This is a genomic window from Actinoplanes xinjiangensis, from assembly GCF_003148685.1.
GTDB classification, from domain to species: domain Bacteria; phylum Actinomycetota; class Actinomycetes; order Mycobacteriales; family Micromonosporaceae; genus Actinoplanes; species Actinoplanes xinjiangensis.
Window position 1 is genome coordinate 86,234 of record NZ_QGGR01000019.1, and the last position, 18,714, is coordinate 104,947.

General features: G+C 70.0%; 14 protein-coding genes. 5 read left to right on the forward strand and 9 right to left on the reverse strand.

Annotated elements, in window-relative coordinates; translation table 11 throughout:
* The first annotated feature begins 61 nt into the window (after positions 1–61).
* Positions 62–1,213 (forward strand): hypothetical protein, encoded by a 1,152-nt coding sequence (locus tag BC793_RS33405; RefSeq protein WP_109599817.1) that lies wholly within the window; start codon positions 62–64, stop codon positions 1,211–1,213.
* 50 nt (positions 1,214–1,263) lie between these two features.
* On the opposite strand, the gene BC793_RS33410 is transcribed toward BC793_RS33405, so the two are convergent.
* The gene (locus BC793_RS33410; protein WP_109599819.1) at positions 1,264–2,592 is read right to left on the reverse strand and encodes a sodium:proton antiporter; all 1,329 of its coding nucleotides are present in this window, start codon (positions 2,590–2,592) and stop codon (positions 1,264–1,266) included.
* 372 nt (positions 2,593–2,964) lie between these two features.
* On the opposite strand from BC793_RS33410, the gene BC793_RS33415 reads away from it, so the two are divergent.
* From BC793_RS33415 to BC793_RS33425, 3 genes are all read left to right on the forward strand, one after another.
* On the forward strand, positions 2,965–4,029 hold the full coding sequence (locus BC793_RS33415) for a ThuA domain-containing protein (RefSeq protein ID WP_239170422.1): 1,065 nt from the start codon (positions 2,965–2,967) through the stop codon (positions 4,027–4,029).
* Positions 4,030–4,046: 17 nt separating this feature from the next.
* On the forward strand, positions 4,047–6,722 hold the full coding sequence (locus BC793_RS33420; protein ID WP_109599823.1) for an outer membrane protein assembly factor BamB family protein: 2,676 nt from the start codon (positions 4,047–4,049) through the stop codon (positions 6,720–6,722).
* 101 nt (positions 6,723–6,823) lie between these two features.
* Entirely contained in the window at positions 6,824–8,722 is a 1,899-nt protein-coding gene (locus BC793_RS33425; RefSeq protein ID WP_109599825.1) for an alpha/beta hydrolase family protein, read from the forward strand.
* Between the two features lie 19 nt (positions 8,723–8,741).
* Here BC793_RS33425 and BC793_RS33430 read toward each other — a convergent pair whose 3' ends face one another.
* From BC793_RS33430 to BC793_RS33445, 4 genes are read right to left on the reverse strand one after another with little or no spacing between them, the layout of a single operon-like run.
* On the reverse strand, positions 8,742–9,617 hold the full coding sequence (locus BC793_RS33430; RefSeq protein ID WP_109599827.1) for a shikimate dehydrogenase: 876 nt from the start codon (positions 9,615–9,617) through the stop codon (positions 8,742–8,744).
* Positions 9,618–9,675: 58 nt separating this feature from the next.
* Positions 9,676–10,710, reverse strand: coding sequence for a TRAP transporter substrate-binding protein DctP (gene dctP, locus BC793_RS33435; protein ID WP_109599829.1), 1,035 nt, complete (start codon positions 10,708–10,710; stop codon positions 9,676–9,678).
* Between the two features lie 38 nt (positions 10,711–10,748).
* Positions 10,749–12,029: a TRAP transporter large permease gene (locus BC793_RS33440; protein WP_109599831.1), complete on the reverse strand. Its 1,281-nt coding sequence runs from the start codon at positions 12,027–12,029 to the stop codon at positions 10,749–10,751.
* Entirely contained in the window at positions 12,026–12,586 is a 561-nt protein-coding gene (locus BC793_RS33445; RefSeq protein ID WP_158319430.1) for a TRAP transporter small permease, read from the reverse strand. The genes BC793_RS33440 and BC793_RS33445 overlap by 4 nt, the downstream gene beginning before the upstream one ends.
* 366 nt (positions 12,587–12,952) lie before the next feature.
* Between BC793_RS33445 and BC793_RS33450 the strand changes: the two genes are divergently transcribed.
* Positions 12,953–13,762: an IclR family transcriptional regulator gene (locus BC793_RS33450; RefSeq protein WP_203896435.1), complete on the forward strand. Its 810-nt coding sequence runs from the start codon at positions 12,953–12,955 to the stop codon at positions 13,760–13,762.
* Positions 13,763–13,776: 14 nt separating this feature from the next.
* On the opposite strand, the gene BC793_RS33455 is transcribed toward BC793_RS33450, so the two are convergent.
* From BC793_RS33455 to BC793_RS33470, 4 genes are read right to left on the reverse strand one after another with little or no spacing between them, the layout of a single operon-like run.
* The gene (locus BC793_RS33455; protein ID WP_109599835.1) at positions 13,777–14,826 is read right to left on the reverse strand and encodes a Gfo/Idh/MocA family protein; all 1,050 of its coding nucleotides are present in this window, start codon (positions 14,824–14,826) and stop codon (positions 13,777–13,779) included.
* Complete coding sequence (locus tag BC793_RS33460) at positions 14,817–15,275, reverse strand: type II 3-dehydroquinate dehydratase (protein ID WP_109599837.1); 459 nt, start codon at positions 15,273–15,275, stop codon at positions 14,817–14,819. Before BC793_RS33460 ends, BC793_RS33455 begins: the two co-directional genes overlap by 10 nt.
* Before the next feature lie 49 nt (positions 15,276–15,324).
* Positions 15,325–17,082 (reverse strand): thiamine pyrophosphate-binding protein, encoded by a 1,758-nt coding sequence (locus BC793_RS33465; protein WP_109599839.1) that lies wholly within the window; start codon positions 17,080–17,082, stop codon positions 15,325–15,327.
* A complete protein-coding gene (locus BC793_RS33470; protein WP_158319431.1) occupies positions 17,079–18,569 on the reverse strand; it encodes an aldehyde dehydrogenase family protein in 1,491 nt (496 codons plus the stop codon). The genes BC793_RS33465 and BC793_RS33470 overlap by 4 nt, the downstream gene beginning before the upstream one ends.
* Between the last annotated feature and the right edge of the window lie 145 nt (positions 18,570–18,714).

Consider the following 18,714-nt stretch of genomic DNA (forward strand, 5'->3'; position numbering starts at 1 on the left):
GCCGGCGGCCTCTCCCGTAGACAGAACAGGACGTTTCGGAGTCACGCCACGGGGAGGAAGTATGACCAGAGTAAGGCGTTCCACGGCGGTCGCCGTGCTGCTCACGCTGGGGACGGTGCCGGCGGTGACGGTGCCGTTCGCCGGCGCCGCCCAGGCCGCGGGGGTGATCCGGTACACCTACATCGATCTCGGCAACCTCGGCGCGACCGGCGACTCGGGCAGCAGTCTGGCGCACCGGGTCAACGCCGCCGGTCAGGTCGTCGGATACACCGATGTGGCCAGTGGTCCCACGGCCCACGCGTTCCGCTGGCAGGACGGCACGATGACCGACCTGGGCACCTACTACATCAGCCGATACACCCTGAGTACCGCGGCGGGCATCAATGCCGGCGGCGATGCCGTCGGGCACGGCAACGTCAACTCCACCGAGCCGCCGCATGCGCTGCTCTTCCGCGACGGGAAGATCTCCGACCTGGGTACCGGCCTGGGTACCGGCAGCGGCAGCTATGCCAAGGACGTCAACGATGCGGGTACGGTGGTCGGCGGCCGCTTCACCAAGGCGAGCGCATCACACCGCGCCGTCGTCTGGCGGAACGGCAAGATCATCGATTTGGGTACGCTCGGCGGCACGGACCCGCACCAGTATGGGACCGACAGCGAAGCCTTCGCCGTCAACAACCGTGGCGTCGTGGTGGGTGCGGCGATGCCGCGCAACGGCAGTCCGTTGCACGCTTTCCTCTGGGACGGCACCCGGATGCGGGACCTGGGCACACTCGGCGGCAACAACGAGGCCACCCGGGCGTTCGACGTCAACGATCAGAATCAGGTGACCGGCGAGTCGCCGACCGCCGAGGGGCGCCTGCACGCCTTCTCCTGGCAAGGCGGCACCATGCGGGACCTGGGTGTTCCGGCCGGCTTCACCTCGTCCACCGGCGCCGGCATCAACATCCATGGCCAGGTCGCCGGTGTCGCCGGCACGGCGCGGGACTTCTTCGACCCGGAGGCCCGGCATCGTGCCGTCGTGTCGGTGGACGGCACGATGACCGAACTGCAGCCGCTGGTGGACGGCCTGCCGCCGGGCCTCACGCTCGGTGGTGCTACGTCGATCAACGACAGCGGCGCGATCGTCGGCTGGAGTTGCCGCGGCGAGTGCTGGCTGGATGAGCGGCGGGTGTACGGCAACGCGTTCATGTTGGTCCCGCAGGCCGGCTGAGTGCGGGCGGGGCCGGCCGATCAGCGTCCGCGGTCGGCCGGCACCCGCCGTCATGGTGGAGATCCGCCCGTCGGCGGGAAGAACAGGTAGGTGGTCGCCGCCAGCACCGGCAGCATGATCAGCATCGCGATGGCGGCGTAGGCGAAGAAGTGCGGCATCGGCACGCCCCGGTGTTCCGCGACCTCCTTGACCATCAGGTTCGGCCCGTTGCCGATGTAGGTCAGTGATCCCATCATCACCGCCCCGCAGGCGATGGCGACCAGCAGTTCATTGCCGGCGGGGACGGTGACCAGGGAGGCCAGATAGCCGGGTTCGTCGACGCTGATGCCCAGTTGGCCGGCGGCGACCGAGGTGAAGGCGAGATAGGTCGGCGCGTTGTCCAGGATCGACGACAGGGCACCCGTGGCCCAGAAGTACTGCCACGGCTGGTCCAGCCCGATCTGTGCGGCGCGGGCGTTGAGGATGAGCAGCGGCTGCGTCATGGTGACGAACACCCCCGCGAAGATCACCGCCACCGACACGATGGGGCCGAATCCGAAGTGGTTGGCCGCGTGAATCGAGCGCGGCGTGATCCGGTAGGACGCGTAGGCGATCGCCAGTAGCGCCCCCTCGGTCACCCCGAACGGCACCGTGAGTACGCCCCTGGCCAGCAGGACGGCGACGACCGCGGTCAGCAGCAGCACGTTGCGGCGGCCCCCGATGCGCAGGGGCTGGTGGGCGATGAGGACGTCCATCAGGCCGGTGTGCCGGTCACGCCGCTCCTCGCGGTTGACGAGGAACTGGTCGAGCAGGTTGAACATGAGGATGAGGGCGCCGTTGACGAACAGCCACGGTTGCCACAGACGGAAGGTCCACTCGAACGGCACACCCTTGAGGAAGCCGAGGTAGAGCGGTGGGTCACCGATCGGGGTGAGCAGTCCCCCGGCGTTCGCGACGATGAGGATGAAGAAGACGACCAGGTGGGCGCGCGAGCCGCGCTGGGCGTTGGCGCGCAGGAACGGGCGGATGAGCAGCATGGCGGCGCCGGTGGTGCCGATGACGTTGGCCAGCACGGCACCGATCGCGAGCATGCCGGCGTTCGCGAGCGGTGTGCCGGCCAGTGATCCGCGTACCTCGATGCCGCCGGAGATGACGAACAGCGCGGCGAGCAGCGCCATGAACGAGGTGTATTCGGCGACGGAGTGGGTGAGCGCCTCGGCGCCGCCGGAGATCAGCAGCTGAACCGCTGCGGGAGCGGCCAGCACGCCGACGACCAGGGCCTTGCTGGTGAGACGGCTCCACCACGGGGCGGCGAGCACTTCGAGCAGCGCGACTGCGGCGAGCAGGAGCACGAACGGCGCCGCGCTCCACAGCGGCAGCCCGCCGCCGAGGGCCTGCATTCCGGGTCAGCTGCCGGTCCGCGGCCGGGCGGTCCCGGCCGGGAGGAGATCGGCCGCAGCCTCACGTTCACCGATGAGCAAAAGCTTTGCCTTCCTGTACGGCGGCGGCCATCGACGCCACCCCTTGGTCCATCTGGTGGTCCAGTCGATCCGATCAATGAACCAGCTGGTTAGTTATATCTGATGAAACCGGGCCTGCAAAGGTCTGGCGCCCTCGCCTTGTGAGACAGCGCACACGCCACTATGGTCTGTCCAGCGGTACATGCAGCCCACCAGGTGGACCAGCGATCAGCATGGCGCGACAGGACGATCACGACACGTATCGATCGACATGCGGCAACCGAAGTCGACCCCCAGACGGGAGTGCCCGGTGTGAACAACAATTGGCTCAGAACGGTGGTGCCCCTCGCGGTACTCGCGATCCTCGCGCCGGCCTCCGCGCTCGCGATCACGGGTTCCTCGAAGCAACAGCAAGGCAGACCCACCGGCATCGACCCGGTGTACGGCGTGTGCCGCGGAGTGGACCCGGACTGCTACCGCGACTGGGGTACCCGGCGCGACAACAAGGTGCTGGTGTACTCCCGGACGGCGGGTCCGCGCCACGCGAACCTCGGCCGGGTCCTGGATCCCGACAACCCGGGTGTCCAGGGCACCGCACTGCCCCGCCCCTATGTGATCACGCGCGACCACAGCAACCCGGCGGCCTGGCCGCGCCCCCTGGACAGCTCCAACGTGGCGCAGGCCGGACTGGTCAGAATGCTCGAGGCGGACGGCATCGAGGTGCACGTCACCGAGGACGTCCAGGCGATGGAGCGGCTGAACGCAAGCTACAAGGCCGTGATCTTCATGAGCCCCACCCGCGACACGCTGTGGAACCACGCGCGCGGCGCGACGGGCGGCACCCGGCTCGACTGGGCCCGGGAGTCGCTGCGCAAGTACATCCAGGGCGGTGGCGGTTTCGTCGGTGTCCACAACGCCTTCGGCACCGAGTACGGCTGGCAGTGGTACGAAGGCCTGCTCGGCAACGCCAACTACTACAACCACGGGCGCAGCCAGCCCGGTGACGTCGTCGTCGTCAACAACCGCGACGTGTCGACCAAGGACCTTCCCCGGCGCTGGGCCTTCTCCGACGAGTGGTACAACCTGGTCCCGTTCCCGACCGACGTCAACTTCCTCGCCACCGTCGACGAGCGGACGCTGGCCGACGGCGCCGGCGCAGAGGGGTCGCACCCCGGACACGGTGACTTCCATCCGGTCACCTGGTGCCAGTACTACGACGGCGGCCGGTCCTGGGTCACCACCCTCGGACACGAGGGCGCCGCCTTCGCAGAGAACTCCACCTTCCCCGGCGCGGCCGAGTTCCAGGCACATCTCGAGCACGGCATCAAATCCGCCATGGGCCTCGAACCGTTCTGCACACCGGCCAAGCGCAAGTAGTCACCGGAAGGCGATCCATGAAACCACGAAGACTCGCACCGATCCTGCTCGCCGTCGTTGTCGCCGTCGGCCCGTCGGCCGCCGTCGCGCACGGCCCCCGGGAGAGCGTCGAGCGGCCCGAACCGCCAGGCCTGGAGCCGACCGGGGCGGACATGCCGACGGTCGGCGGAAACCTCGCGAACCAGCACTACTCGGGGCTGACGCAGATCTCCCGGCGCAACCTCGACAAGCTCGGCCCGGCCTGGCGCACGCACGTCTCGGCGGTGGCGCCGGCCAGCGACGACGTCGGCCAGCAGACGACGCCCATCGTCGCCGACGGGGTCATCTACCTGGACACACCCGGCGGGGAGGTGATCGCCGTCGACGGCCGGACCGGCACACCGAAGTGGAAGTGGGCCCCGGAGGGCTTCGAGACCGCGGACACCCGGCGCGGCGTCTCGATCGGCCAGGGCAAGGTCTACACCCTCGCCGACGGCGACCGCATCGTCGCCCTCGACCAGGACACCGGTGACCAGGTCTGGGTCGTGCAGCCCGCGGTGCAGGCCGGTGTCGACCTGGGCAACCTCGACCGGGTCGCTACCGTCTACCACGACGGCATCGTCTACGCCCACGCCGCCAACGGCAACCGCGCCGCGGTCGTCGCGGTTCGCGCCGACGACGGCGCCCACCTGTGGCACGTCTTCGGCGGGCCGGACCGCGGAACGGTCTACACCGACGTCAACGGGAACTCCGTCGACGCCGGCGCCACCTGGGGACCCGTGCTGCCCGACGGGACGCAGTGCAACCTCGAGGGAGGCGCGACGCCGTGGATGCACGGCGCGGTCGATCCCGGTCTCGGCTTCTACTACATGACCTTCGGCAATCCCCGCAGCTGCCGCAGCTCGCAGGACGGCTCGCAGCGCCCGGGCGACAACCTGTTCTCCACCACCATGGTGGCCGTCGACATGAAGACCGGCGCGTACAAGTGGCACTACCAGTCGATCCGGCACGACGTGTGGGACATGGACAACGTCCATCCACCGACACTGGCCGACATCAAGATCAAGGGTCAGAAACGCAAGGTGGTGTTCTACGGCAGCAAGTCGGGACACCAGTTCGTGCTCGACCGGACCACCGGCAGGCCCGTGCTCCCGGTCGTCGACAAGCCGATGATCGTGGACTCCCGGCAGCACAACGCCGGCACCCAGCCCTTCCCGGCCGAGCGCCTGCTGCCCGAGTGTGTCGTCTGGCAGAAGCTGGACCCGCGCACCGTCCCGGGTGACCCGTGGCGGGCCGTGCCCAACTACAACGGCTACCAGGCCGACGCCGACGGCGATCTGGTCTTCAACCCGGACAGTTACGTCAAGGCGGACGAGCCGTTCCTGACCTACCCGCGGGGCGCCGGCGCGGACCACCGGCGCGGCTGCATGTACGACCCGCAGTGGGACCTGCCGATCCTGTCGACCACCAGCCAGAACGGCGGTGGCGACTGGTCGAACAACTCCTACAGCCACAGCACGAACCTGGTCTACTACCCGTACGGCGCCAACCCGGTGGCGCACTGGAACGGCGCCGCGGCCAACGGGCAGCGGGCCATCGGCCAGTACCAGACCGGTGGGATCCTCGCCTACGACGCCTCGACCGGCAGGGTGAAGTGGCGCAACCACCTCGGCACCGACATGTCACACGGCCAGGGCCCGCTGACGACCGCGACCGACCTGCTGTTCGCCGGCCAGATCGACGGCCGCCTGCTGGCGATGGACGCCCGCGACGGTGACGTCCTGTGGCAGTTCCAGACCGGATCCGGCATCGCCGGCGCCCCGATCACCTACACGGTCGACGGCGAGCAGTACGTCGCCGTCCTCGCCGCCGGATCCACGAACCCGTACGGCGGCTCGGTCACGCAGGGCGACTCGCTGTGGGCGTTCAAGCTCGGCGGCACCCACACGACCGAGTCGGGCAGCCAGGAGGGGCCGGACACCGCTCCGCTGACCATCCGCCGTCCGGTCCAGGGCGGCCCGGTCGAGGGCGCCACGGTGAACGACACCGTCTACCTGGGCCGGCAGAACCGCACGACGGACACCGCCGCGGCACGCGACAGCACCGCACAGGCCGGCATGAACCCCACCCACCTGCGGGTGCCGGTCGGAACCACCGTGACGTTCCTGAACCCGGGAGCGGAGACCTTCCCGAACTTCCCCAACCAGCTACCGCACTGCGCGACCCAGTTCTTCGAAGGACTCTTCAACCTCCGGCTGGCTCCCGGGCAACGATCCGAGGTCACCTTCGACCGGGCCGGTGAGTACTACTTCAACGACTGCACCGACCCGCGGCCGACCGGCAAGATCGAGGTGTACGCCGTACCGCAGGACCTGCCGGGAGCGTTGCGGTTCGTACCGTCGACCCTCGACCTCGGCTCGCGGACCGGGATCTTCACCGGGGTACGCGGCGTGGTGACGGCGACCCTGGCCCTTCCGGCCGGGCACCGGCTCGACGGAGACGTCGAGCTGCGGACGCCGCTGTCGCGCTCACCCGTCAAGGCCAGGCACGCGACGACGATCGGCCGCACGCTGATCGTGACGTTCGACCGGGCCGCCCTCGACAACAACGTGCCGCAGGGTGACGCGGTGCCGTTGACGCTGGTCGCGAACTTCCTGCACGCCGGCGACCAGAAACAGCTCACCTCGACGGCGACCGTGCGGGTCCGCAAGTAGCGCACGGCGACGAAGCCCGGTGAGGCGGCGACGCCTCACCGGGCCTGTCCCCATCCCGAGCACGCCCTGTCCCCCGGCCGTCACCGGCGAAAGGACCATCCATGAGCACGATCGACCGACGCCGCCTGCTCCAGGCCACGGCCGCCCTGGCGGTGACCGCGACGCTGACGGACCAGGCCACCGCCCGACCCGCGGCCGGCGCACACCCGGACCGGACACCCCCGGGCACACTCGGCGAACCGCAATCGCTGGACGGCCGCCCGTTCCCGGCATACGACTACTCCCGTGCCAGCAGGCTGCCCCGGGAGATGACCGGTTACTGGACCAGGTCCTTCGACGTCGCCGGCACGACCCGCACGGCGAAGGTGTACCTCTCGCCGCAGACCCCGATCCGCTCCTACTACACGGTGATCGCCGTTCCCGACGGTGTCGACACCGGCGAGTTCCTCCAGCGTGCACACTGGGCGGCCATCGCCGACCGGCGCGAGGAGGGCCTGTTCGTCGTGGAACCCGGCCCGGACGGCTGGGGCGACGCCACACAGGAGGCCGCCTACCTCGAAGCCGCGATGGCGTTCTTCCAGAACAACCGGTACTTCTCCATTTTCGGCCTGCACTATCTCGTCGGCTACGGCCGCGGCGCGGCGGCCCTGGAGGCCTGGGCGGTCGCGCACCCCTTGCGTGTCATCGGTCAGGTGTACGTCGACTCCCCCGGTCTCGACGCCGCGTATCTGGACTCGTACGCCGGCCGGGAGTTCGGCGGCGCGACCGAGGGCAGCTACACCCCGGTCGAGTTTCCCGAGGGCTTCGACCTGATCCGGTACGACGAGACGGTCCTGCCCACCTGGTACATCCGGCCCGACCGGCACACGATCGGCGCGAGCCTGTCCTACTGGAAGCGGGCCGGCGACACCGGACGCCGCAGTCGGCAGGACCGGACCCTCGGCACCGTGTACCGCCAGCGCCGGGACTCCCGCCGGTGGATGACGTCCCATGCCGGGCCGATCGCCGAGGTGGCGGTGCGGCAGCGCCCGGTGAGCACGCATGACATCGTCGGCTTCCTGACCCGGTACACCCGGTACGAGAACTTCTTCGCGTACGGCAACCAGCTCTTCGAACGCGCCGACTACACGACGATGGGCGTCCAGGTGCGCACCATGATGGTCGAGGGTTTCCTCCGCGAATACCTCGTCTACGTCCCCCGCTCCGCACGCCGGTTGTGGCGCGACCGGGCGCCGGTCGTGTTCGTCTGGCCCGGCAACAGCCAGACCGCCAAGGTGTTCTTCGACGCCGCCCAGTGGTGGAAGGTCGCCGACCGCGAGGGCTGCATCCTGGTCGTCATCGGCGAGCAGTACAGCGCCACCTCCGTGTCGGTCAGCCACCGCGACTCGCACACCTTCTACCGGCAGCTGCGCCGGCTGGTCGTCGACGAGTTCGGGGCCGACCCGGCGAGGTTCTACTCCACCGGGCAGTCCGCCGGCAGCGCCGTGACCCAGAACTTCGCCATCGCCTACCCGGAGTACTTCGCCGCGGTCGCTTCGACGTCGTTCACCACCGCCCCGGACGCCGCCGGCACGGTCGGCATCGACGGTGTCCAGGTCCCGGCCAGCGGCCGGCCGATTCCCAACTACCAGATCTACGGGTACGGCGACCTCGGCTTCCTCGCCGGTGACCTCTGGGACGGCACGCAGAACTCGCTCGACAGCTGGGCGCGGTATCACCTGCGTACCAACGGGCTCACCCTCGCCGACGTGGACAGCGTCGCCGGGGTACGCCACGGCTGGCGCGACCGCTTCCAGACCTGGACCTGGCACGACGACGACGTCCCCGTCCTGAGGCTGTCCAGGAACCTGTACCGCTCGCACAACACCATGCCCGAGGAGTCACCGCTGCTGTGGGACTTCCTCAAGCACTACAGCAGCGAGATCGACCGTGACGGGAACGTCGTCCGGTACTACAGCCGCTCCGCGTTCCGGCGGCCCCGGGACAGCAGGCGGCTCTGACGCGTACGGCATCGTCGGGTCAGCGGCCGCGCCGCAGCAGTTCCGCGGAGTCGGCGAGCATCGCCTCCGCGTCCGCGGGAACCCCGGTGAAGTGCTCGAACGCGGCGACCGCCTGGTAGACGCTCATTCCGGCGCCGTGCAGGGTCGCGGCGCCGGTCGCGCGCGCCGCCCGCAGCAGGGCCGTGTCGGTGGGCCGGTAGACGATGTCGGCCACCCACAGGTCCGTGCGCAGGCTTTCGGGGGCGACCGGTGAGCCCGGGTGGTGTGCCATCCCGATCGGCGTGGTGTTGATGAGCCCGTCGGCGCCCGCCAGCAGCCCGGTCAGATCCGCGTGCGCACCGACCGCGATACGGTCGGTGCCGAACTGCGCGGCGAGCAGACCGGCGAGCCGGTGTGCCCTGGCCTCGTCGACGTCGACGAGGGTGAGCCGGCCCGCGCCCAATGTCAGCATGGCGTGGGCGACCGCGGATCCGGCTCCCCCGGCACCCAGTTGCACCACCGTGTCGGTCGGCTGGGTGGGGAAGTTGCGCCGGAAATTGCGGGCGAACCCCACCACGTCGGTGTTGTGACCGCAGGCACCGCCGTCGGCGAAGACCACGGTGTTGACCGCACCGAGCGTCCGGGCCTCGGCTGAGAGGTGGTCGAGGTGCCGGACGATCTGCTGCTTGAACGGGTAGGTGACGTTGAGCCCGCGGTAGCCCAGGGTGCGGGCCCAGCGCAGCAGGCCGGGAAGGTCGTCGGCGGTGAGGCCGGACGCGTCCGAGTCGATGATCGTGTAGAGGAGCCGGATCCCCTGCCGGTCGGCCTCCGCCTGGTGCAGCAGCGGCGAGTGTGACGACCCGATACCCGCCCCGATCAGCCCGACCAGGACCTGCGCTCGTTGAGGGCTGGTCACCCGTACCTCTCCCCGCTTTGGTCTCGGGGCCGGCGGATCGCCGGCCCCGGCGCTCCGATCAGGCCGACGCCCGGATGCTCTTGTAGAGCTCCAGGTTCTCGCCGGTGAAGTGGGTGTTGAAGAAGGCCTCCGCCTTGCTGATGAAGGCCTGCCGGTCGATCTGGTCGATCTCCACCACGGTGCGGGTGGTGTCGCCGCGCCAGCCGTCGAGGACCTTCTCGGTCTCGTCGTCGACGCATTTGCGGTTCTCGGCGCGGATGTCGTGGATGGCCTTGAACAGGGCGTCCTTCTGGGGCTGGCTCATCTTGTCGAGGGTCTTGTCGGAGACCACGACGTAGTGGGCGCCGACCTGGTGGTTGGTGAGGCTGGCGACCTTGAGGATCTCGTCGAACTTCTGCGCGTGGGTGGCCACGACCGGGTTCTCCTGGCCCTGCGCGACGCCCTGCTGCAGGGCCAGGTAGAGCTCCTCGACGGCGATCGCCACGGCGTCGGCGCCGAGTGCCTTGGCGTTGGCGAGGAACTGCGGGGTGTTCGGGAAGCGGATCTTGAGGCCGGCGAGGTCCTCGGGCTTGCGGATCGGTTTGGTGGCGGTGAAGGTGCGCATGCCGAAGTACCAGGCGTCGACGATGGTGGTGTCGGTCGCAGTGTTGAAGTCGGCGAAGAAGTCCTTGCCGTTCTGGTCGACCCACTTGAAGAAGTGGTCGATGTCGTTGAACGCGTACGCGGCGTCGAGCACGCCGATCCGGGGGAAGGCGGTGGACATCGCCGAGCCGCCCTGGAGATCGATGTCGATGTCACCGCTCTGTACCCCGGCATAGCGTTCCGCGTCCGGGCCGAGCTGGCTGTTGGGGAACATGTCGATGGTGAGGCCGAGTTTCTGCGCCTCGACCCGTTCCTTGAGCAGTTTCATGCCGCAGTAGTAGTTCGGCTGGCTCTCCGGCTGAGAGCTGCCGATCTTGATGGTCAGGGTGGGGTTCTCGCCTTCGGCGGCGGGGGTGTTGCTCGAGGTGGAGCACCCTGCGGCGAGAACGAGTGCTATCGGAAGGGTGAGTGCCGCGGTGATGCGGCGCCACCCTGCTGGACGTTGGTGCATGGCGTTTCTCCTCCCGGTGTGGGATGACGGGCGGTGGGTCAGAATCCGAGGAGGCCGGGTAGCCAGAGCACGAGGCCGGGCAGCGCGGTGACCAGGATCAGCACGGCGATCAGGGGAATGAGGAACGGCGCGACACCGCGGAAGATGACGTCGACCGGTTTGCCGGTGACCGAGCTGGTGATGTAGAGGACGCTGCCCACCGGTGGGGTCAGCAGACCGATCATCAAGTTGATGATCATGACGACGCCGAAGTAGATCGGGTCGATGCCGAGATCCATCGCGATCGGCAGCAGTACCGGCACCGTGACGAGGATGACCGCCGTGGCGTCGATCAGGCAGCCGAGGATCAGCAGGATGACGTTGACCAGGATCATGAAGACCCAGGGGTTGTCGGAGACCGAGGTCAGGAACTCGGCGACATCGCGGGACACGTGTGCCCGGGTGAGGATCAGCCCGAGCAACGCGGCGGCGCCGAGGATCAGGGTGATACCGGCGGTGATGACCGCGGTCTCGCGCAGCGCCTGGAGCAGCACCCGCAGCGTCGCGGACCGGTAGATCACGCCGAGGATCAGCATGTACAGCACGGCGACGGCGGCCGCCTCGGTGGGGGTGAAGGTGCCCGACAGGATGCCGCCGAGCAGGATCACCGGAGTCAGCAGTGGACCGACGGCGTTCACCGAGGCCCGGGTGAACCGGCTGCGGTCGAAGGGCACCGAGCCGAACTGCGGCCGGCGCATGGTCCAGATCAGGATGTAGAGGCACAGCCCGGCGGCCATGGCGAACGCGGGCAGGACGGATGCGGCGAACAGGGCGCCGGTGGAGACGGTCGCCGTCGCGGCGTAGATGACGGCGGGGATGCTGGGCGGCATCACCGGGCTGATCAGCGACGACGAGGCGGTGAGCCCGGCGGCGAATCCGGCGGGATAGCCGGCCTTGATCATCGCCGGGATCTGCATCTTGCCCAGTCCGGCCACGTCGGCCAGTGCGGATCCGCTCATCCAGGAGAAGCCGACCGCGGAGCCGACGTTGACGTAGGCGAGGTTGCCTCGCAGCCGGCCGAGTGCGGCCAGGCAGAACTCGTAGAGCCGGTCGGCGATGCCGAGCCGGTTGGCCAGCACCCCGACGAGGATGAACAGCGGGACGGCGAGCAGCGGGAAACTGTTGAGGCCGTCGAAGGTGGTCTTGAGGGCGAACCCCTCGGAACGGCCGTCGGCGAGTGCGTACCAAAGGCTGGGGCCGATGAAGGCGAGGCCGACCGGTACCCGGATGAACAGCAGGACGGCGATGACGACGCCGACCATCCACAGTTCGAGGATCATCTCGCCTCCGCCGCGTCGAAGGCGACGTCCTCGCGGCCGGCGGTGAACACCCTGATGACGGCGCGCACGGTGCCGGAGGCGAAGCCGAGCATCGGGATGGCGTAGAGCGTCCAGATCGGGATGCCCAGTGCGGCGGTGGTCCGGGTCGGGTAGGCCTGGATCAGTGCCCAGGCCTCCCACACGAGCACCGCGCAGATCAGGGCGGTCACGGCGGCGGACACGGCTTTGACCACGGTGAAGGCCCGGCCTTTGACCAGGTAGTCGATGATCTGGATGGTGATGTGGCCGTTGTTGCCGATCAGGTAGCCGACCATGACGAAGGTCAGCACGATCAGCGAGTAGTTCGCGAGCTCGCTGACGCCCGGCCAGTTGAGCGCGGGCACGTAGCGGCTGATCACCTGCCAGAGGACGCTCAGGAAGATCGTGATCAGCGCCAGGCAGGCGACCCACAGTTCGATCGCCGCCCAGGTGCGCAGGACCCGCGGCTCACGCCACTGCCGTCCCGGCTCGGCGGGAGACGGCGGGCCGCCGGGGGTGGCGACGGGGTCAGCGGTCATCGGCCATCGCTCCCGGCACATGTTCCGGCCGCCGGGCCGGGCGGGCCGGCGATGCGGGACGGGGTGGTCAACAATGCGCCCTCGCTCTCAGATGTATGTCGAACTTCGTGCTCCGCGCGAACCGGCATGGGGAGGTGCGGGGCCGCGACGGCGTCCTCAGGACGCCTCACTGGAAGAACCACCACTCGGACCTAATGGACCGCTGTGTGGACTAGGTGTAAAGTACGGGCGGCCCCCGTTCCTGGCAAGTGCTTGAGTCCGGACCGTTACGGACAGGTGAAAGGTGAACCCCGGAAGCGAGAATGGCAGCGAGGCAGGAAGGATGGTCAGCGGACCATTCCGGCGACACAAGGAGAGTGCAGAACCGTGGACGCGCCCCCCACCCGCAATTCCGCGGCCAAGCCGTCCGCGGCGGAGTCCGCCGACCAGCAGGGCGTGCGAAGCGTGCAGCGCGCGCTGGGCATTCTCGGCCTGCTGACCGATGACCGGCCCACCGTCTCGGTCCGCAACATCGTGGAGGAGACCGGCCTGGCCAAGACCACCGTGCTGCGGCTGGTGTCGACTCTGGAGCAGAGTGGCCTGCTCTGGGCCACCGGCAGCGGATACATGGCGGGGCCGGGACTCTGGCGGTGGGCACATCTGGCCCGGCGCAGCTGGGAGCTGCCGCCCGAGACGCAGCGCGAGATGCGGGAGCTGGCCGCACGCCGCCGCGAGACCGTGAACGTGTATGTGGTTCGCGACATCTACCGCGTGTGCGTCGCCCAGCAGGAGAGTCCCCAGCCGCTGCGGCACGTCGTCCAGGTCGGCGACGAGCTGCCGATGTGGGCCGGCGCCTCCTCGAAGGTCCTGCTGCGCGACGCCCCCGACGTGCTCCTGGAACGGATCGCCAGGAAGTCTCCGCACGGCCCGCGGCATGCCGCGACGATGCGCGAATGGATCGACGAGACGACCGCCAAGGGGTACGGGGAGAGCCACGGCGAACGCGAGGCGGGCCTGTCCGCCGTGGCCGTTCCGATTCTCGGGCAGTCCGGCAGTGTCGTCGCCGCGCTGGCACTGAGCGGGCCCACCGTACGCTTCACCCCCGACCAGGTCACCGCGTTCGCCACCGACCTGCGGCAGGTCGCGTCGCAGATGGCCGACCGCGGTTTCGATCGCCCTTTCGGCAGCGGAGGCTGACCCCTGCCCTCCTGTCACGACGGCAACTCCACGGCCGAGCCGGTACGCGACGACTCGTAGACCGCCTCGACGATCGCCAGCGACCGCAGCGCGTCGCGACCGGTCACGGCCGGCTCCCGGTCCGCACGCAGCGCCGCGACGAAGTCGGCGATCTGCCGGGCGTGGTACGGCGCGAGGTGCTCGTGGATCTCGGACAGAGCGAGGTCGAAGGGCCGGCCGGCGACGTACCCACCGGCGAACGTCTCCTCACCGGGCAGGGTCCGCACGTCGGTGAAGCCCACGCCCTCGGGGAACTCCATCACGCTCGCCGTACGGCCCCGCGCGTCGCCGACCCACACCTGCACGCCCAGCCCGGGCTGGAAGGTGGTGCCCGCCTGCACCGTGGCGACGGCGCCGGAGCTGAACTCGATGAGCGCGGCGGCGGTGTCCTCGACCTCGATGACGTCCTGGTGGGCGAGGTTGGCGCACCGGCCGGTCACCCGTCGCGCGGGTCCCATGAACCACTGGAGCAGGTCGATGTGGTGGATCACCTGGGTCATCAGGACTCCCCCGCCCTCCGTCGCCCGGCGGCCACGCCACGGTTCGGCCCGGTAGTAGTCCGCCCCCCGGTTGAGGCGGGCCACGACGCCACCGCAGATCGGCGGGCCCATCCGCCCGTCGTCGATCGCCGCACGGATGTCCGCCGCCGCCGGCCAGAACCGGCGCTGGAAGAGGACTCCGAACCGCACCCCGGCGGCGGTGGTGGTGGCGATCATCCGTTCGCCCTGCTCGACCCGCAGGGCGATGGGCTTCTCGCAGAGCACGTGGGTGCCGTGGCGGGCGGCCGCGAGCACCCCGGACTCGTGTTCCGCGTGCGGGGTGCAGATGGTGACCGCGTCGAGGCCGATGTCGAGCATCCGATCCAGGTCGCCGAACGACCGGTCGACGCCGTGTTGTGCGGCGAAAGCCCGGGCCCGCCCCGCGTCGACGTCGGCCACCGCGGCCACGTGGACGCCCTCGACACCGCGCAGGGCGCGCACGTGGCTATGGGCGATCCGGCCGCAGCCGACGATTCCTATGCGCACGGCCGGCCGCCTCCGGACAGGTGGGCGCCCAGGCCGCGCATGGCCATCTCGTAGACGTCGGCGCCGAACCCCGCCAGGAAACCCCACGCCGCGGCGGCGGTGAGCAGGTCCCGGTAGAGCGGCTCCCGGCCGAACACATTGGTCAGATGCACCTCGACGATCGGACGATCGTGCATCCGCAGCGCGTCATAGAGGGCGACGGAACGCGTGGACAGGCCGGCCGGGTTGATGATGACCGGTGCCGCCTGGTCGTACGCCTGGTGAACCCATTCGATGAGCTGTCCTTCCGCGTTGGACTGGCCGAAGAACAGGTCGAAGTCGAGTTCCTCGGCGACCGCCCGGCACTTCTGCTCGATGGCGGGCAGCGTCACCCGGCCGTACAGGTGCGGTTCGCGCCGGCCGAGCATGTTGAGATTGGGACCGTTGAGGATGAACAACCGCTCCGCCACGGACGGCCTCGCCTTCCGGTGCCGGCCGCTGGAGCCGGCACCTCGGGGGTCACTCGAAGATGCCCTGGTAGATGTCCTTGATGTTCCAGTGCCCCGGGGTCGGCACCGGCTCGTTGACCATCGGCACGTCGATGACCGCCGGCCGGCGCGCGGCGAGGGCTGCCCGCAGTGCGTCGCCGAAGTCGCCCGCGCTGGCCAGGGCGTAGCCGTCGGCCCCGCAGGCGCGGCCGAGCGCGGCGAAGTCCGGGCTGTACGGTGTGCCGTCCGGCCCGGTGAAGTCGCAGCCGTAACTCTGTCCGAAGTTGGCGGCCTGGAGGTCGCTGATGGTGCCGTGCGACCCGTTGTTCATGACCACGAAGATGACCGGCGCACCCTGTTCGACGGCCATCGGCAGTGCCGGCAGCTGGGCACTCATGCCGCCGTCACCGATCAGGGCGACCACGGTACGGTCGGGCTGCGCGATCTGGACACCGACCGCCGCCGCGGGGCCGAAGCCCATCGTCGAGGCACCGCCCGGTGTGATGAACCGCCCCTCGTCCGGCAGTTCGTAGCACTGCGCGACCCCGTTCTTGTTCCAGCCCACGTCGGTGACCAGGACCGCGTCGGCGGGCAGGATCGAGCGCAGGTCGGTGAGGATGCGTTCCGGGCGCAGCGGGAAGGCGTCGCTCGTACCCCGCTCGCGGCTGTCGGTGAACAGGGTCCGCCGGGTCGCGGTGATGGTCTCCCGCAGCTTTTCCCGGTGCCGGGGTTGCGGGTGACGGGCGTGCACGGCGGCGTCGATCGCCTGGACGGCGTGGGTGACGTCGGCGACCGCACCGACCTCGACCGGGTAGTTACGGCCGATCTCGGCGGGGTCGATGTCGATCTGGATCAGCCTGCCGGGCGGGAACCGCCAGGTGTAGCGGGAGTCCCAGCTGCTGGCGTCCGTCTCGGCGAAGCGGGTGGCCAGGGCGAGGACCACGTCGGCCTCGCGGGTGTACTCGTTGGTCATCTCCAGGCCCCAGAAACCCGGCATGCCGAGCAGCAACGGGTGGCTGTCCGGCAGGGTGCCCTTGGCCATCAGGGAGTGCACCACCGGGATGTCGAGATGCTCGATCAACGAGCGCAACGCGGTCAGGCCGGGCCCGCGGCGCAGTCCGCCGCCGAGGTAGACCAGCGGTTGTCCGGCGGTGAGCAGCATGTCGGCGATGCGGTCCGCGACGTCGGCGGGCAGGCCCGGGCGTTGCGGTACGGCGAGCGGGCGGCTGCTGCCGGTCTCGGCCGGTACCGGGCGGGAGAAGTGGTCCATCGGCACGCTGAGCAGTACCGCCCCCGGACGGCCGGACGCCGCGGTCCAGAAGGCCCGTTCGGTGAACCGGGCCAGGTCGGCGGCCCGGTGCACCTGCCAGGCCCGTTTGACGAAGGGCCGGTAGACGGCCGTCTGGTCGGCGTCGGCGTGCAGGTTCATCTCCTGGTGCGGGTGCCGGCCGTGGTAGTAGGACGGGATGTCGCCGGCGATCGCCACCAGCGGCACCGAGTCGAGCGCCGCGGTGAGTACGCCGGTGACCCCGTTGGTCAGACCGGGTCCGACATGCATCAGCACCACGCCGGTACGGCCGCTGGCCCGGGCGTAGCCGTCGGCGGCGTGCGCGGCGGCCTGCTCGTGGCGGGCGATGACGAACCGGATGCTGCTGCGCCCGATCGCGTCGAGCAGCGCGATGTTGGTGTGCCCGCAGGTGCCGAAGACGTACTCGACACCGTACGACTCGAGCTGGGCGACCATCGCCTCGGCGGCGGTCACGGTCTTCTCGTCCGATCCGAGGGTCATCGGGCGTCCTCCTGGTCGCCGAAGAGGGAGATGCCGCGCAGCATCAGGGTCTTGACGACGGTGTAATCGTCGATCATCCAGCGCGGGGCCTCCCGGCCGAACCCGGAGTCCTTGACCCCGCCGAAGGGGATGTGGTCGAGCCGGTAGTTCGAGGAGCCGTTCACGATGAGTCCGCCCACCTCGAGTTCACGCCACGCGGTGAGGATGCGGCGTACGTCGTGGGTGAACAGCCCGGCCTGTAGGCCGTAGCGGCTGTCGTTGCAGGTGGTCAGCACGTCGTCGAAGTCGTCGAACGGCCGGACCGCGACGGCGGCGCCGAACACCTCGTCGCGGACGATGCGGGCATCCGGCGGCGGTGAGGCGACGACGGTCGGGATCACCGTCGCTCCGTCACGGCGGCCGCCGGTGGTGATGGTCGCGCCGGCGTCCGCCGCCTCCCGCGTCCACGAGACGACCCGTTCGGCCGCGTCGTCGTCGACCATCGAGCCGACGTCGGTGGCCGTGTCGAGAGGGTCGCCGACGGTCAGCTTCTCGACCGCCAGGGTGAACGCGTCGAGGAACTCCTCGTACCGGCTGCGGTGCACGTAGACGCGCTGCACGGAGATGCAGCTCTGTCCGGAGTTGCTGTAGCCGGTGGCCGCGCAGATCCGGGCGGCGGCGGCGATGTCGGCGTCCTCGCAGACGATCGTGGCGGCGTTGCCGCCGAGCTCCATGACCAGGCGTTTGGCGCCGGCCGAGCGGGCCACCGCGGCACCCGTCCCGGGACTGCCGGTGAAGCTGATGACGCCGACCTCGGGCGCGGCGCTCAGGGCCGCGCCGACCGCGCCACCGCCGTGCAGCACCTGGACCGCCTCCGGCGGCATCCCGGCGTCGAGCAACAGCCGCACCACCGCCGCGGACGACGCCGGAGCCTGGGGTGGCGGTTTCACGATCGTCGTGTTGCCGGCCGCGAACGACGCGGCGAGCTTGTGGGCGAGCAGGTTGGCCGGTGCGTTGAACGGGGTGATCGCGAGAGCGACACCGACCGGGGCGCGGTGGGTCAGCGCGGTGTTGCCCACGCCGCGGGCCCAGCCCGCCACCGGGAGGACCTCCCCGCCGATGCGGCGGGCCTCGGCGGCGGAGACCGCGAAGGTGTCGGCCACCCGGTCGATCTCCCCGCGCCCGTCCTTGACCGGCTTGCCGAGTTCCAGCGCGAGCAGCCGGGCCAGCTCGTCCCGCCGTGCCAGTGCCTCGCCGGCGGCGCGTTCCAGCACGCCGGCGCGTGCCGCGGGCGACATCCGGGCGACCGCCCTGGCACCGCGGCGCGCATACCCCAGGGCCGTCTCGACGTCGTGATCGCCGGCCTGCCGGGCGGTGCTGACGACGGCCCGGGTCCAGGGACCGACCCGGTCGGCCCGCGGTCCGTCGCTCACCCACTCGCCGGCGATCAGGCATCCGACCGTGGCCGGTGCGTCGTCCGGGACGGCATGGCCAGGACTGTCAATCATCGGCACCCCTTCGAGCGAACCGCTTGGTAGTCCATGTGGACCACTCTGTGGACTAGGTGTAACGTACGGGCCGCGGAGACCCCCTGGCAATGGCCGACTCCGCGGTTGTTTCGGGGAAGTGAAAGCCGCACTGCTCCGCCGCCTG

Excerpts from the sequence above, each read along its gene's own strand:
- BC793_RS33425 (WP_109599825.1), top strand. The coding sequence starts at position 6,824 with ATGAGCACGATCGACCGACGCCGCCTGCTCCAGGCCACGGCCGCCCTG.
- BC793_RS33410 (WP_109599819.1), bottom strand. The coding sequence starts at position 2,592 with ATGCAGGCCCTCGGCGGCGGGCTGCCGCTGTGGAGCGCGGCGCCGTTC.
- BC793_RS33445 (WP_158319430.1), bottom strand. The coding sequence starts at position 12,586 with ATGACCGCTGACCCCGTCGCCACCCCCGGCGGCCCGCCGTCTCCCGCC.
- BC793_RS33465 (WP_109599839.1), bottom strand. The coding sequence starts at position 17,082 with ATGACCCTCGGATCGGACGAGAAGACCGTGACCGCCGCCGAGGCGATG.
- BC793_RS33440 (WP_109599831.1), bottom strand. The coding sequence starts at position 12,029 with ATGATCCTCGAACTGTGGATGGTCGGCGTCGTCATCGCCGTCCTGCTG.
- BC793_RS33470 (WP_158319431.1), bottom strand. The coding sequence starts at position 18,569 with ATGATTGACAGTCCTGGCCATGCCGTCCCGGACGACGCACCGGCCACG.
- BC793_RS33420 (WP_109599823.1), top strand. The coding sequence starts at position 4,047 with ATGAAACCACGAAGACTCGCACCGATCCTGCTCGCCGTCGTTGTCGCC.
- dctP (WP_109599829.1), bottom strand. The coding sequence starts at position 10,710 with ATGCACCAACGTCCAGCAGGGTGGCGCCGCATCACCGCGGCACTCACC.
- BC793_RS33405 (WP_109599817.1), top strand. The coding sequence starts at position 62 with ATGACCAGAGTAAGGCGTTCCACGGCGGTCGCCGTGCTGCTCACGCTG.